Raw genomic sequence first — 15,325 nt, 5'->3', positions numbered from 1 at the left:
CGTCGGCTAGCACTTCCCCTTGCCGGGCGTGCAGGGGACTTTCACCCCCAAGTCATCCTGAGGCACCACCCCCAGGAACAGCGCCAGTCAAGGCGCTGCGCGCCATGCCTGGCGCACTATAAAAAAGCGGCAGAAGGATACCCTTCTGCCGCAAACCACCGATCAGAACGCCTGATCAGAGAGTGCTCGTTGGCGCAATTTACCTCACACCATCAGTAGTCGACGCTTTAGATTTCAAAACCCAAACCAAAATCTTCGCTGGAGATAGCCATTAGGCTGGAAGCGCCAGATTGAATCATCTGTGCATGCGCCTTGGTGCGTGGCAGTAACCGCTGGTAATAGAAGCGGGCAGTATTCAACTTAGCGGTGTAGAAGGCTTTATCGTCACCCTCCAAAGAAGCTGACGCCTGCTTGGCCGCGCGGGCAAATAGGTAGGCCAGCGTGACGTAGCCGGAGTACATGAGGTAATCAACGCTCGCCGCACCGACTTCTTCGCGGTCTTGCATTGCCTTCATGCCTACGCCCATGGTCAGTTCGCCCCACTCTGCATTGAGCTTAGCCAGCGGCTCGACAAACTCTTTGAGAGCAGGATTATCGGCTTCAGCTTTGCAAAACTTATGGATCTCTTTGGTAAAGACTTTTAGCGATTCGCCCTGACTCATAAGCACTTTGCGACCCAGCAGATCAAGCGCCTGGATCCCGGTAGTACCTTCATAGAGCCGGGTAATACGCGCATCGCGAACCAATTGCTCCATGCCCCACTCTTTAATAAAGCCGTGGCCGCCATAAATCTGCACACCCTCATTGGTACTTTCAAAACCCACTTCGGTCAGAAAGGCTTTAACAATAGGCGTCAGCAAGCCAAGCAGAGTTTCAGCATGATCGCGCTCTTCACCCGACTCACCGTGCTCAACCACATCGAGCATTTGCGCGGCGTAAAGCACCAGCATACGCCCGCCTTCGGCAAAGGCTTTCTGAGTCAGCAGCATGCGGCGTACATCGGGATGGACGATAATCGGATCAGCGGGCTTTTCAGGCGCCTGCTTACCCGACAGGCTACGCATTTGTAGACGGTCACGCGCATAGCTCAGTGAATTCTGAAAACTGGCTTCAATCAAACCCAGCCCTTGAATGCCCACGCCGAGACGCGCTGCGTTCATCATGGTGAACATGCACGCCAGCCCTTTATTAGGGGGCCCCACCAAATAACCGGTTGCGCCATCAAAGTTCATCACGCAGGTGGCATTACCGTGAATCCCCATCTTGTGCTCAAGCGATCCACAGGTTACGCCATTGCGCTCACCCACATTACCTTGGGTATCGGGCAAGAACTTAGGCACTACAAACAGCGATATACCTTTTGAGCCTTCCGGCGCATCCGGCAGCTTTGCCAATACCAAATGGACGATATTTTCAGCCAGATTATGCTCACCAGCGGAGATAAATATCTTCGTGCCGGTAATCGCATAAGCGTCACCATCGGTAGGCACCGCTCGCGTCTTGATCAAACCGAGGTCAGTACCGCAGTGCGGCTCAGTTAGGCACATGGTGCCTGTCCATACCCCTTCAACCAGCTTGGTGAGGTACGTGGCTTTTTGCTCGTCGGTGCCATGGTGCTTCAGCGCATCGGCCGCGCCATGAGAGAGCCCAGGGTACATACCCCAAGCCAGGTTAGTCGCACAGATCATTTCCGATAGCAGCATCGCCAATGAAGGCGGCAGGCCCTGGCCACCATGGGCAGGATCGGCAGCCAGGCTCGGCCAGCCGCCTTCTACGTACTGCTGGTAGGCTTCTTTAAAACCATTAGGCGCTTTGACCTCACCCCCTTCCAGTAGGCAACCCTCTTCATCACCACTCTGATTGATCGGAAGCAATACGTCACGGGCGAAGCGCGCACCCTCTTCTAGAATTGCGCTCACCACATCTGGCGATGCGTCATCACCACTGGGTAGACGCGCGTAATGAGCGGGGTAGTCGAGCATTTCGTCCATAACGAAACGCATATCACGAATAGGGGCTTGATAACTGGGCATCGCACTTCTCCTGAAATGGGGTGGTTGAGAGCCGCTCTACACTTAATAAATGTACTTATAAACTCACGGCTTTCAAACGCATGTTTGAAAATTAGCGCGCAAGACCTACAGAGTCAAGCAAGCGTTTGAATTAAGCCTAAAAACTCCCTACAACTTTGGTAGCGCGCTTTGTAAGCCCCTAACACCAATCATAAAAAACTCGCCAGCCAAAAGCCGACGAGTCGTTTTATTTTGCTGCCTTCTACTTACCACCCACTTACTGCATGCGAATGCCGCCGTCCAAACGGATCAACTCGCCGTTAAGCATGGGATTGGTAATAATTTGCTCGGCGAGTTGCGCAAACTCATCCGGCTTACCCAACCGCTTAGGAAAAGGCACTGCGGCTGCTAGCGCCTGGGCAGCTTCGTCGGGAATTTCGCTCATCATCGGCGTTTCAAATACGCCCGGCGCGATGGCCATGACCCGAATAGCATGCCGGGATAGCTCACGGGCAGCGGGAAGACTCATACCCACAACACCCGCTTTAGAGGCACTGTAGGCACACTGCCCTACCTGTCCATCAAAAGCGGCAATAGAAGCGGTATTAATGATCACCCCACGCTCGCCACTCTCATTAGGCGCATTTTTAGCCATCGCGGCAGCCGCAAGTCGCATAACGTTAAAAGTGCCGATTAGGTTGATATTGATCGTTTTAGCGTAGCTGTCTAAATCAGCCGGGTTACCCTCACGATCCACCAACTTGGCCACGCTAACCACGCCTGCGCAGTGAACTACCCCCGAAAGCCCACGATCACCACCCAGCGCTACCGCTTTATCGACCGCCTGCTGCATTTGTTCGGCTGAGGTGATATCCGCCAGGCACGCTTGAGCCTGCTCCCCCAACTGCTCAGCATGGGTTTTGACACTATCGTTTAGATCGCACAAAACGACGCGAGCACCCGCCGCGACTAACCGCTCAGCGGTTGCTGCCCCTAGCCCCGAAGCGGCGCCGGTAATTAAAAACGTATTATCCTTAACCTGCATAACCGTATTCCCTGTGGTTGTTGTGGATGGCTTATATTTACTTGGCAGCCTTGGCTTCTTCTACCGCCTGGGCGCGCAATTTAAAGCGCTGAATCTTGCCGCTAGGGGTTTTAGGCAGCTCCTCGACAAACTCAATAATGCGTGGGAAGGCGTGGGTTGATAGCCGCTCCCGCACCCGCTGTTTGATCTCATCAGCAAGCTCGTCACTCGCCTCATAGCCTTCGCGCAGCACGATATACGATTTGATCACCTCACCGCGGATCTCATCGGGCTGCCCTACCGCTGCCGATTCAGCGACGGCAGGATGCGTCATCACACTATTCTCGACATCCGTTGGCCCCACGCGGTAACCCGCCGTGGTAATAATATCGTCATCGCGGCCGGCAAACTGAAAGGTGCCATCTTCATTACGGATCACCACGTCGCCCGTTAGGTAATAACCTTCTACGAAGGGGTTCTTCTCTTGCCAGGTATAGCCCTGGAAGAAATGCGCTGGTGAATTTTTGATATCCACAGCAAGGACTCCCGGCTCCCCGGCGGGCAGCTCGTGATACTCCGCGTCCAAAATCGCCAGGCGATAACCCGGCATCGGCACGCCCATTGCGCCCACATGCTTGAGGTGATCAAGGGCGTGGTGGTTATTGCACGTCATGCCGGTTTCAGTTTGGCCGTAGTGATCCATAACCGGGCAGCCCAGCGACTTTTCCACCCAGGTCACCACTTCCGTGTTTAGAGGCTCACCCGCCGAACTAGCAGCACGCAGCTCGAGGGTTTCATGGGCATCATCAAACAGGCCGGATGCCTTCATCAGCCGGTAAGCAGTCGGCGCAGCGGCAAAATTAGTGATGTGGTGGCGCTTCATAAACGCCAGCGCCCCTTCGGCGCTAAACCCTGCCTCGCAAAAATGCGTCGTCACACCGAGCAACAGTGGCCCGGTGATCGCATAGTAAAGGCCATAGGCCCAGCCAGGGTCGGCCATATTCCAGAAACGGTCGTCATCACGCAGGTCAATGGCCAGCTCCATATAGATCGCAAAAGCGGTCATACCCGCCAACGGAACGGCAACACCTTTGGGCTTACCCACGGTACCGGAGGTGAACATTTGCAGAAATGGCTCTTCGGGTGAGAGCCGCGGCGGCGTGTCGCTCATTGACGTATACGTCAATGCTGCCTGCCAGTCGCGATCATTGGCGTGCTCGCTGGTTGCCCCTCCTACCGCCAGCACCGGCGGGCACTGGCTAAGGCCATCAAACTTATAGCGGTTAGCGTGATCAGTAATCACCAACCTGGTATCCGCTCGCCCCAGCCGATAGTCCACCGCATCGGGCCCAAAAGCCGTAAACAGCGGCTGATAAACCGCGCCAATACGCCATGTGGCGAGCACTGCAATCAACAGCTGCGGTGTCCGCGGCAGCATGCAGGCAATGCGGTCGCCTTTACCCAACCCTTGGGATACAAACCACCCCGCCAGCTTCGCGCTCTGCTCATCAAGCTCGGCGTAGGTCAGGGTATGCATGTTGCCTTCGGTGTCTTCCTGCACCAGCGCCAACACCTCGCCACGCCCCTCACGCACATGACGCCCACAGCAGGCTTCATAGGCATTCAGCAAGCCATCCTGGTGGTCATCCAGGCGGGCGATTACGCTATCCACGGAGAAATTATTGAGGTAGTGGTGATAGTCGGGCAGTGATTGTGATGTCGCTGTCATGATGGCTCTCTTGTGTTATTGGAAATGAGCTCGTAGTGAGAATAGGCGCCAGCAGTGTTGTTATATTTAGCCGTTGACGTTAACGTAAGCTTAAAGATAAGAGCAACGCTAAAAGTAATCGGCGCAGAGAGCAAGCACTGTTATAAATTGTCGCGCTAGACGTTAGTCGAAGTCGCCGTTATCGAGGCATCAAGCAGAGGTAGGCATAATCATGGCAACAAGCTCATCAGCGAGGTCATCGGGCGAGCGTGGGCCGTTGGGGTCGTACCAGCGAACCGTCCAGTTTAGCGCCCCCAGTACAAAGCGCGAGACAAGAAAGCGGTCACCATGGATCAACCCCGCTTCCAATGCATCGTCAATAACCGCGACCCATAACGCCTCGTAAGCATCGCGTAGGTGGCTCAGATGGGCGCTGGCCGCAGGGTCGAGTCGGCGCCACTCAAACAGTGCCACCACATGGGCATTGCGATCGGTAAACAGGGTCTCCAAATGAGCACGGGCCATAGCGCGCAGTCGTACTTCAGGATCTTCAGCACACTCATCCAAGGCTTTGCGCGCAATCACCAAGGCATTTTGAGTGCCCTCTTCGATGACCGCCGCGAGGATTTCCTGCTTATCTTTAAAATGATGAAACAAGCTACCGGACTTGATGCCCATTTCCTGCGCCAGCATGCGCACCGTCGTGCGGTCAAAGCCCTCTTGGACGAATAGCTGGGCAGCGAGGCGCGTCAATTCCTTGCGGCGAGGAGATGCATTCATTACATTCATGTCGTTTACACTAGCGCTTGCTTGGTTACTCTGGAGAAAACCACAGCACCGCCTACGGGTCAACGTATCACCGACTACTCGGCATGATAATCACAATAAACATGAAGGAGATTCGCCATGAGTAACCCCACTGATGTTGTATTCCTCGCTGCCAAACGTACGCCGATGGGCGGCATGATGGGCAGCCTGGCGAGCATGACAGCGCCCGAGCTTGGCGCGGTCGCCATCAAAGCAGCGATTGAAGCGTCCGGCATTGACCCTGCTGCCATCAGCGAAGGCATTATGGGCTGCGTACTGCCTGCAGGCGTTAAACAGGGGCCAGCACGTCAGGCTATGCGCCAGGCGGGTATTCCGGATGTCAATGGCGCCACCACGATTAATAAGCTATGCGGTTCGGGCATGAAAGCCACCATGCTTGCCCATGATTTAATCAAGGCCGGCAGTGGCGATATTTTACTGGCGGGCGGCATGGAGTCGATGTCTAACGCCCCTCACGTGCTAACCAAGGCGCGCGGCGGCTATCGTCTGGGCCACGGCGAGCTCAAAGACCATATGTTTTTGGATGGGCTGGAAGATGCCGAAACGGGCAAACTAATGGGTGTGTTTGCTCAGGATGTGGCCTCGGATCGCGGTTATACCCGCGAGCGCCTGGATGACTTTGCCATAGCCTCCCTTGAGCGCGCCATGGCCGCTACTAACGCAGGCCACTTAAGCACCGAGATGGCACCCGTTATGGTCACCTCTCGCCAGGGCGAAACCCTGGTCGAGCACGATGAACAGCCCTTCCAAGCCAAACTCGATAAAATCCGCCAGCTTCGCCCTGCTTTTGCCAAAGACGGAACGATTACCGCCGCCAATGCCAGCTCAATTTCCGACGGCGCTTCGGCACTTATCCTGGCCAGCCAAACAGCAGCCGATCAGCACGGTATTAAGCCACTTGCGCGCATGCTGGGTCACTCGACACACTCTCGCCATCCTAGCGAGTTCACCATCGCGCCGGTGGGTGCGATTGAAAAGCTGATGAAAAAGCTCGACTGGGGCGTTAATGACGTCGATCTATTCGAAATTAACGAAGCCTTCGCGGTGGTGACACTGATGGCCATGGATGACTTGGGTCTGCCCCATGACAAGGTCAATGTGTTTGGTGGCGCCTGCGCCCAAGGCCACCCGATTGGTTCTACCGGCTCACGTATTATTGCCACCCTGATTCATGCCCTGCGCACTAAAGGCGGCAAGCGCGGCATTGCAAGCCTATGTATTGGCGGGGGTGAAGCAACGGCAGTGGCCGTCGAGCTAATCGACTAATCGCGCTCTGTAGCGATAGAACCTCGCTGGTAAACGCCCTGGCACTGTTACCTAGCCAGGGCGCTTGTCCACACTGCAGCAAACAGCCAGCCAAGCCCCAGCATGGGAATCGACCAGCGATGAAACTCCATCAACATCCCTGGCTGTCGTGCCAACCGTAGCGCGATTAAATTAGCCATTGAACCAATCACTACACCAAAACCACCCACGCTGACGCCCCAGGCGAGCGGCTGCCACTCACTCTGCTGGGCAAGAACCAACGTTGCCGGCACGTTGGATAACAGCTGTGAGAGCAGCACACCGACGCTGGTATCACCCCCCGGCCACTGCTGCATGGAGCCAATCATCTGCTGAACAACCCCCAACTCACCGATCACACTCAAATTCACAAACATTAAGACAAATACGACCAGCAGCAGCCAGTCGATGCTAAACACCGCCCGTCGGGCCACGATCAACATCACCAGCAAAACAGCTGCCATTGCCTGGGTTGCCCAACCCATTTCAACTGCGAACAAGAATAGCGGGTAACCGATTAGCGCTGCCCATAACGGCTTTTGCAACCGCTCACTGCGTACGCTTGCCACTGTATCTAAACGTAGTAATGCGCTAGGAAACGCCAAAGGAACAAGAAGTAACAGCAGTACCATCAGCCCCATACCTAGCGGCAACATGGCTGATAAAAACTCGCCAAAGCTAACACCCGAGTGCTGCCATAAATAGAGGTTTTGTGGATTACCTATCGGGCTCAGCGACGACCCCGCATTGACCGCCAGCGCCTCGAACACAATCAAACGCCCAATCGGTAGTGTCGCCATTCCGGCTAGGCTAAGCGTCAGCGGCACCACAATAAACAGCGCCACATCGTTGGTGACTACCGCCGAGAGTAGCGCTGAGAACATAACCAACCCAACCGCCAGACGACGCTCGCCACGCAAGTGGGCTAATAGCCGACGCCCCCAGAAGGCTAGATAGCCGCTTAGCTCTAAAGCCCTACTGAGCACCATCAGGCCCGTCAACACCGCCAGGGTCGTCCAGTGAACCCGTTCAGCCATCTTGCTAAGCGACTGAGGTTCCAGCCAACACAAAACGACCCATAGCACACTCATTGAGAGCAGCATAGGGTCGTTAAGAAAACGCTGGATAAATAAACTGACCGGGGCCAGTGCCCTCTTGGTTACCAACACGCTACATGATGCTCAGAAAAAATCGCATGATAACGCTGTAAGCCAATGAGTAAAGCAAATTCCCTAATCCAGAACGCTAAGCGGAGGCCAATAAACTCGTTTGACGACGAGTTTGGGCATCAGCCATGGCAACGTCTTGGTGGCTAAGCTGCTCCCATTCAGGATATTCGTCGTGCTCTTCACTGACGTCAGCTAGATTTGATCTAGGATCTTTTTCGACCACGCTAAATTGGCCAGCATACTCACGCATCTGCAAGGCTTCCTGGGACAACACCTCTGCGCTCTGGGCTGCCTGATTAACTAAACGCATGGTGTCCTGGGTAGTGGTATCGATCTGGGCAACCGCTAGGTTGACCTCTTCAATGCCTCGCCGCTGCTCCTCGGAAGCGTGGGTGATTTGCGTCATTAGCGTATCCACATTACTCGCTGCCTGCATAATTGCCCGAGTATGCTCACCAGCCTGTTGCGACAACACGCTACCCTGCTGGACACTCGCACTCGACGCTTCAATGCGCGTTCGAATCTCGCTGGCGGCATTGGCACTTCGGGTTGCCAGCGCACGAACCTCATTGGCGACCACCGCAAATCCACGCCCGTGCTCACCGGCACGCGCAGCCTCAACCGAGGCATTGAGCGCTAAAATATTGGTTTGGAAAGCAATGCTTTCAATCATACGGATAATGCTTTGAATCTCTTCGGAGTGATTATTGATCGCTTCCATAGTGGCGATAAACTGGCTAATCACCTCATCCCCCTGCCGCGCTTTATGGGACACATCCGCCGTTGATTGATTAACGTGTGCCGCGCTTTCAGCATTTTGATTCACCGTGGCGGTAAGCTGTTCCAAGCTCGCTGCCATTTGCTGCAAGGCTGATACTTGGGTGTCGGTTTGACTCGCCAGAAGCTGGTTCTGCTCGGTCATCTCCTGGCTGTTACTGTATACCTGCTGGCTACTGGCATTGAGTCGATTAACGGTGGCCGTCAAAGAGTGTTGCATCTTTTCCAACTCACTAAACAGCTGACCAATTTCATTGCTTGAGTACGCCGTTACAGGTGCAGAAAGATCCCCGTTAGCTATGCGCTGGAAGTGCCCAGTGATCACCTTCAAAGGTCGAAGCACGTTTTTACGCACGCCCCAGACCACCACTGTTACCACTAGCAGCGCAGCGCTAAGCGCGGCAATTACGCCCCAAAAGAGTAGCGATGAGACCTGCTCAAAACGCATAAGCAAGTCATTCCCTCGCTGGTCGGAAGCAGCAAAAAAGTTTTCAGCACTCTCTACAAACCGTTGACTACTATCATCCACCCGTGACTCACCCGAAAGAAAGCCAGGTACGTCGCTCTCTTCAAGCATCATCATCTGTAGACTGAGATTATTATTAACGAAAGATCGATAGTTAGCGGCTAACTGATCAACCAGCGCCTGCTGATCTTGATCGAAGTCACTGGCTATAAATCGATTGAAATGCTCAGACGCCTCATCAAGCAGACTCTGGGCCTCTTCCATAAGTGGTTCGGGGCGATCAAACGAAGGGGTACGGATTAACTCCGCTGCACGGTTCATTTGTATACGCGCACGCAACAGCTGTGAGTAGGCGCTATCCAGATTGCTAATTTGCGCCATATCCCTTTCATGAAGCGACGTGAATGCCTCACGACCAAAATGGTTGGCGAACAGTCCCAGCGCACCAATGATGAGCACCAAACCACTGAACGCAACTAGCACGAGCGTCCAGCTTGCCTTAACGCTTAAGTTATTGATCCATTTCATCTCGACCCGCCCCTTTCAGTAAGATTAATCAGACTTATGGAGGGGCAGCCAGAGCTGCAGGCGCCGGCGAATTTCGGATAACGCCTGCTCGTAAGCATCTGGCTTGCCAATCAGGCGCGGATCGCGAATATCCCAGAAAAACACTTCATTCGCGTCACCTTGCCATTCACGACACGCTTGCTGGGCCTTGTCACACAGCACAATGACAAAATCGAAGTTCTCGCTTTCAAACTCATCCAATGACTTACTGCGCAAACCTTCGGTGGGAAGGCCCTGCTTGCGCAATGCCTCAAGGGTCAATGCATGGGGCTCGTCAGGCTCAGAACCGGCACTAAACGCTTCAAAACGGTCATCTGCCATATGACGAAGCAGCGCCTCCCCCATTAGAGATCGAGCAGAGTTAGCATTGCAGAGAAACAACACGCGGCGCTTGGTCATAAATAAACAGCCTCTTATGTATTCAGTGGCTGTCACTCTACGCCGGGATCATGACGGCAATATTGCAGACAAGCAGTTGCTCTAGAAATATACGAAAAAACATATATGATGGAGTCATTAATCTACTACGAATCAAAACTGGGAGACCGCGATGACCTCACTTAATGATTTTGCTGGCCTCAATGATTTACCCAATATTGACGCTGAGCTCTTTGAGCCACCCAGCTGCGAGCGGTTGGGTATCCCCCAACGCTCTGAACACGCGCCTAAAATATTGCTGCTATATGGCTCCCTGAGAGAACGCTCCTTCAGCCGTTTGGCGGTTGAAGAAGCCGCACGTTTACTCAATGCCATGGGCGCCGAAACACGCATCTTTGATCCTAGAGGATTGCCGCTGCCGGATGCAGAAGATGCCAGCCACCCCAAAGTCGACGAGCTACGTCAGTTGGCTCAATGGTCAGAAGGCATGGTGTGGTGCTCGCCGGAACGCCACGGTGCGATGACCGGCATTATGAAAGCGCAGATAGACTGGATCCCACTTGCCCTGGGTGGCGTGCGCCCGACTCAGGGCAAGACGTTAGCGGTAATGCAGGTATGCGGCGGTTCGCAGTCCTTCAACACCGTCAACCAACTGCGCATTCTGGGGCGCTGGATGCGCATGCTGACGATCCCCAATCAATCCTCCGTGCCCAAAGCCTTTATGGAGTTTGATGATAACGACCGTATGAAAGCTTCCCCTTTCTACGACCGCATCGTCGATGTCATGGAAGAGTTGGTGAAATTCACACTGCTAGTGCGTGATCGTAGCGAGCTGCTCACCGATCGTTACTCAGAGCGCAAAGAGAGCGCGGAAGAGCTCTCCAAGCGGGTTAATCAACGCGCCATATAATCAGGAGCTTCACATGTCAGCACAGCAAGATAACGCATCGCCCTCCACTGCCGAAGGCATGGGCGTCTTTGAGCGCTACCTCTCGCTATGGGTAGCCATTGCCATTGTGGTGGGCATTTTGGTCGGGCAATTTATCCCAGCGGTACCGGAAACGCTGTCACGCTTTGAAGTGGCGCAGGTGTCGATTCCGGTGGCGATACTCATCTGGGCGATGATATTTCCCATGATGGCGCAAATTGACTTCACTTCTCTGCTGGGGGTTCGACGTCAGCCAAAGGGGCTGATTATTACCACCACGGTTAACTGGCTAATCAAGCCTTTCACCATGTTCGCCATTGCCTGGCTGTTTTTGATGGTCATCTTTCGGCCGTTTATTCCCGCCGAGTTAGCCAGCCAGTATCTAGCCGGTGCCATTCTGCTCGGCGCCGCGCCGTGTACGGCGATGGTGTTTGTGTGGAGCTATTTAACCCGTGGCGACGCTGCCTACACCCTGGTGCAGGTGGCGCTTAACGATCTGATTATGCTGTTTGCGTTTGCCCCCATCGTGGTCTTCCTACTGGGTATTTCTAATATCCAGGTACCCTGGGACACCGTTGCCCTCTCCGTGGTGCTGTATATAGTGATTCCCCTGGCAGCGGGTTATATCACCCGGCAAACCCTGATTAAAAAGCGCGGTGCCGAATGGTACGACAATGTGTTCATGAAGCGCGTCGGCCCGATCACTCCGATTGGCTTGATCATTACCCTGGTACTGCTATTTGCCTTCCAGGGCGAGGTGATTCTGAATAATCCGCTGCATATCGTGCTGATCGCGATTCCGCTAATTATTCAAACGTTTTTGATCTTCTTTATCGCCTACGGCTGGGCGAAAGCGTGGCGGTTGCCGCACAACATTGCGGCACCAGGGGCGATGATCGGTGCCAGCAACTTCTTTGAACTGGCGGTCGCGGCAGCGATTGCGCTATTTGGCTTACAGTCAGGCGCGGCGCTAGCCACGGTGGTGGGCGTTTTGGTCGAAGTGCCGCTAATGCTGGCGCTGGTAAGAATTGCCAATAAAACCCGCCACCATTTCCCGACAGAAGCTCAATAAGGAGTCAGAGCTATGGCCCACTATTTGATATTTTTAGGCTCAACCCGCACCAGCACACCACCCTCCCCGGCTCGCCTCGGCGAGCGGGTAGCAAAGGCCTGCGAGCGTTTGCTTTCATCGTTACCGCAGACAACGGCTGAGATTATTGACCCGCTGGCGCTAAACTTGAGCGATCCGTTTAAGCCGCATTTTGCTTACGCAAAAAACGATGCGCCGGAGGACTTAGCAGAGCTTGCTGACAAAATTACCAACGCCGATGGTTTCGTGATGGTCAGTCCTGAGTACAACCACTCCATGAGCCCGGCGCTAAGCCACCTGCTTAATCACTTCGGCGCCTCACTGTTTGCGTTTAAACCCAGCGCCATCGTGACCTACTCAATGGGTCAGTGGGGTGGCGTGCGTGCCGCCGTAGCCATGCGCGCGTTCCTCTCGGAGCTGGGCTGCCTGCCGGTATCGGCCATGGTACACGTACCCAAAGCCCAGGAAGCCCTGAACGAAGACGGCCAATTTGAGCAAGAACAGGTGCGTTGGGAAAGCTACTTTGGCCGCACCTTAGGCCAATTGATGTGGTGGGCAGAGGCAGCGGCTAGCTATAAAAGCCAAGTTGACCCAACGAAAGTATCGCCCGCTTTTAAAACTGCGCCTTCTCAACGTAACGCGCCCGGCAGTGAAAACAGCTAAATCGATCTCGAGGTCACCATGCCCGTCACCATTTACCACAACCCCAACTGCGGTACGTCGCGCAATACGCTGGCGATGATCGAAGCCTCTGGCGAATCGCCGGAGGTGATCTATTATCTGGAAACACCACCCAGCCGCGAAAAGCTGGTCGAGCTGCTGGCGATGATGCAGATATCTCCCCGGGAACTGCTGCGGCGCAAAGGCACTCCCTATGACGAGCTGAATCTGGATGATCCATCACTCAACGATGACCAGCTTATCGACGCCATGATGGCCCACCCGATTCTGATTAATCGCCCCATTGTGGTAACAAATAAGGGTACCCGCTTATGCCGCCCCTCCGAGCAAGTATTAGCGCTTTTGGAACAACCGATCACACACTTCACCAAAGAAGACGGTGACGAAGTGACCTATCCATGAATAAGAACGCTGTCTCACCCCAAGCCTCTCCTACTCAAGCCCTACCCTGCATTGAGGAAGCTTGGAACCGCCACCACCAGGCACTGCGCTATTACCTCTTGGCGCTATGCAACAACCGGGACGCCGCCGACGACATCTTGCAACGTGTCTATGTAAAAGCGCTAACGCATCGCGCCCAGTTTTGCCAACTGTCAGAACCCAAAGCGTGGCTTTATAAGGTTGCCAAGAATGAGTGGATTGATGAGTTGCGGCGCCCAAGGCCGGAGTCCCCATCGCTAGGTACCAAGATCGAAACAATACATTTATCTAATAGCCCAGAACCCCGTCTCCCCTTAGAGAGTCTTGCCGCTTGTATCGCCCAGGCGCTGGCGCACTGCGCTGACGAAGACGCTGATATTGTGTCAGCCTGCGATCTAAACGGCGTTAAGCAGAGCGACTATGCCCAGCGCCATGGATTGACCCTACCCGCGACCAAAGCGCGGCTACTCCGTGCCCGAAAACGCCTCCGCGCTCGATTGGTCGCCCAGTGTGGGATCGTCTTTGACGATCAAGGCCAGGTTTGCTGCCACCGTGCGCTACCCTCTTCTATCCAATAGCCACTCAATCAAATAAATATTTGGCTTTTCCCTGCATCCTTTCCCACATTGCTTCGTCTTCTTCATAGAACAGTTCATATAAAGGAAGGCAGCGATGTTAGAGATCTTTACCTGGCTGGCCAGTTGGCTGGTATACGATCTGGGCGGCTTTGACCCTAACAGCAAGTTAGGCGGCTCACTGCACTTTTTCGTCGAAGATACGAGCAAAATTTTTGCGTTACTGGTGGTGATGATTTACTTCATTGCCTTGTTACGCGCCTCCCTCAATCTGGAGCGGGTACGCTATCACATTCAGCAAAAGAACCGTTTCGCAGGCTACGGCTTAGGGGCTGGCTTTGGGGCGATTACACCGTTTTGCTCGTGCTCGAGCATTCCGCTGTTTCTTGGCTTCACCAGTGCAGGCATTCCCCTGGGCATTACCATGGCGTTTCTGTTTACCTCACCGATCATTAATGAAGTCGCCGTCATCATGCTATGGAGCCTGCTGGGGTGGGAGTTCACCCTGGTCTATATCACCATCGGCATGGCCGTGGGCATAGGCGGCGGCATGCTGCTGGATAGCTTTGGCGCCGAACGCTGGTTAAAAGACTTTGCGGCGAAAGCCTATCAGAACGCCGCTGACAGTCCGCAAGCCAATCAGCCAGCGCCCGTATCTCATTCGCTGACGTTAAAAGAGCGCCACCAATTTGCCCGCAATGAACTTTTCGAAATTGTCGCGCGGATTTGGAAGTGGATCATCATCGGTGTGGGGTTAGGCGCCGCGCTGCACGGCTTTGTCCCGGACGGCTGGTTCAGTGACAACCTGGGTAGTGGCCAGTGGTGGAATGTCCCGGCAGCCGTATTGGCGGGCCTGCCGCTTTACTCCAACGCCACCGGCGTCATTCCCATCATGGAAAGCTTGATCACTAAGGGGTTGCCCGTGGGTACAACATTGGCTTTCTGCATGAGCACCGTCGCGGCGAGCTTTCCTGAATTTATCATGCTCAAACAGGTCATGCTGTGGCGCTTACTGGCCACCATTTTCGTCATTCTACTCATCAACTTCATGTTGGTGGGCTGGATAATTAATCTGCTGGCACCCTGGTTATTCAGCAGCTTATAAACCCAAGAGGACATAACATGAAAAAGATCGAAGTATTAGGCACAGGCTGCAAAAAGTGCACCGTCACCGCGGAGCAAATTACCGCGATTGCCAAAGAGCTGGGCACCGATGTAGAGGTGACTAAAGTCACTGACCCGCAAGTCATTATGCGTTATCAGGTCATGTCGACCCCAGCCGTCGCGGTCAATGGCCAACTTGCACACAGCGGAGGCGTGCCGAATCGTGAAAAAATCGAAGCACTACTCAAAGCCTAAACGTTCAGTGCCTAGATTTCTTTCTGGCTCCCAGCTTACTTCCTGGTAAGCTGGCAGCC

General features: G+C 54.3%; 15 protein-coding genes. 8 read left to right on the top strand and 7 right to left on the bottom strand.

Annotated features, from left to right (window positions below):
• Positions 1-227: 227 nt before the first annotated feature.
• The 4 genes from QT231_RS09215 to QT231_RS09200 form a co-directional block, all read right to left on the bottom strand.
• Positions 228-2,033, bottom strand: a complete 1,806-nt coding sequence (locus QT231_RS09215; RefSeq protein ID WP_308336610.1) for an acyl-CoA dehydrogenase C-terminal domain-containing protein — start codon at positions 2,031-2,033, stop codon at positions 228-230.
• A gap of 256 nt (positions 2,034-2,289) precedes the next feature.
• Positions 2,290-3,057: an SDR family NAD(P)-dependent oxidoreductase gene (locus QT231_RS09210; protein ID WP_308336609.1), complete on the bottom strand. Its 768-nt coding sequence runs from the start codon at positions 3,055-3,057 to the stop codon at positions 2,290-2,292.
• 37 nt (positions 3,058-3,094) lie between these two features.
• Positions 3,095-4,765 carry an AMP-binding protein gene (locus QT231_RS09205; RefSeq protein WP_308336608.1) on the bottom strand — a complete coding sequence of 557 codons (1,671 nt, stop codon included), beginning with the start codon at positions 4,763-4,765 and terminating at the stop codon, positions 3,095-3,097.
• 189 nt (positions 4,766-4,954) lie between these two features.
• Positions 4,955-5,524, bottom strand: a complete 570-nt coding sequence (locus QT231_RS09200) for a TetR/AcrR family transcriptional regulator (RefSeq protein ID WP_308336607.1) — start codon at positions 5,522-5,524, stop codon at positions 4,955-4,957.
• 126 nt (positions 5,525-5,650) lie between these two features.
• Here QT231_RS09200 and QT231_RS09195 point away from each other — a divergent pair, with 126 nt between their 5' ends.
• Positions 5,651-6,838, top strand: a complete 1,188-nt coding sequence (locus tag QT231_RS09195; protein ID WP_308336606.1) for an acetyl-CoA C-acyltransferase — start codon at positions 5,651-5,653, stop codon at positions 6,836-6,838.
• 47 nt (positions 6,839-6,885) lie between these two features.
• Here QT231_RS09195 and QT231_RS09190 read toward each other — a convergent pair whose 3' ends face one another.
• The 3 genes from QT231_RS09190 to QT231_RS09180 all read right to left on the bottom strand — a co-directional run bounded on the left by QT231_RS09190 (position 6,886) and on the right by QT231_RS09180 (position 10,234).
• Positions 6,886-8,025 carry an SLC13 family permease gene (locus QT231_RS09190; RefSeq protein ID WP_308336605.1) on the bottom strand — a complete coding sequence of 380 codons (1,140 nt, stop codon included), beginning with the start codon at positions 8,023-8,025 and terminating at the stop codon, positions 6,886-6,888.
• Positions 8,026-8,101: 76 nt separating this feature from the next.
• Positions 8,102-9,796, bottom strand: a complete 1,695-nt coding sequence (locus QT231_RS09185) for a methyl-accepting chemotaxis protein (RefSeq protein ID WP_308336604.1) — start codon at positions 9,794-9,796, stop codon at positions 8,102-8,104.
• A 24-nt stretch (positions 9,797-9,820) separates the two neighbouring features.
• Positions 9,821-10,234, bottom strand: coding sequence for an arsenate reductase ArsC (locus QT231_RS09180; protein WP_308336603.1), 414 nt, complete (start codon positions 10,232-10,234; stop codon positions 9,821-9,823).
• Between the two features lie 151 nt (positions 10,235-10,385).
• Between QT231_RS09180 and arsH the strand changes: the two genes are divergently transcribed.
• From arsH to QT231_RS09145, 7 genes are all read left to right on the top strand, one after another.
• Positions 10,386-11,123: an arsenical resistance protein ArsH gene (gene arsH, locus QT231_RS09175; protein ID WP_308336602.1), complete on the top strand. Its 738-nt coding sequence runs from the start codon at positions 10,386-10,388 to the stop codon at positions 11,121-11,123.
• A 13-nt stretch (positions 11,124-11,136) separates the two neighbouring features.
• The gene (gene arsB, locus QT231_RS09170) at positions 11,137-12,213 is read left to right on the top strand and encodes an ACR3 family arsenite efflux transporter (RefSeq protein WP_308336601.1); all 1,077 of its coding nucleotides are present in this window, start codon (positions 11,137-11,139) and stop codon (positions 12,211-12,213) included.
• Positions 12,214-12,225: 12 nt separating this feature from the next.
• Positions 12,226-12,894, top strand: coding sequence for an NAD(P)H-dependent oxidoreductase (locus QT231_RS09165; protein ID WP_308336600.1), 669 nt, complete (start codon positions 12,226-12,228; stop codon positions 12,892-12,894).
• Between the two features lie 18 nt (positions 12,895-12,912).
• Positions 12,913-13,314 carry an arsenate reductase (glutaredoxin) gene (arsC, locus tag QT231_RS09160; protein WP_308336599.1) on the top strand — a complete coding sequence of 134 codons (402 nt, stop codon included), beginning with the start codon at positions 12,913-12,915 and terminating at the stop codon, positions 13,312-13,314.
• A complete protein-coding gene (locus QT231_RS09155) occupies positions 13,311-13,910 on the top strand; it encodes an RNA polymerase sigma factor (protein WP_308336598.1) in 600 nt (199 codons plus the stop codon). Before arsC ends, QT231_RS09155 begins: the two co-directional genes overlap by 4 nt.
• A 94-nt stretch (positions 13,911-14,004) precedes the next feature.
• Positions 14,005-15,012 carry a permease gene (locus QT231_RS09150; protein ID WP_308336597.1) on the top strand — a complete coding sequence of 336 codons (1,008 nt, stop codon included), beginning with the start codon at positions 14,005-14,007 and terminating at the stop codon, positions 15,010-15,012.
• Between the two features lie 17 nt (positions 15,013-15,029).
• Positions 15,030-15,266: a thioredoxin family protein gene (locus QT231_RS09145; RefSeq protein ID WP_308336596.1), complete on the top strand. Its 237-nt coding sequence runs from the start codon at positions 15,030-15,032 to the stop codon at positions 15,264-15,266.
• Positions 15,267-15,325: the final 59 nt, after the last annotated feature.

It is taken from the genome of Halomonas sp. SpR1 (assembly GCF_031010175.1).
GTDB lineage: Bacteria > Pseudomonadota > Gammaproteobacteria > Pseudomonadales > Halomonadaceae > Vreelandella.
Note: the sequence above shows the minus strand (reverse complement) of the source record. Positions and strands in the feature narration are given on the sequence as shown.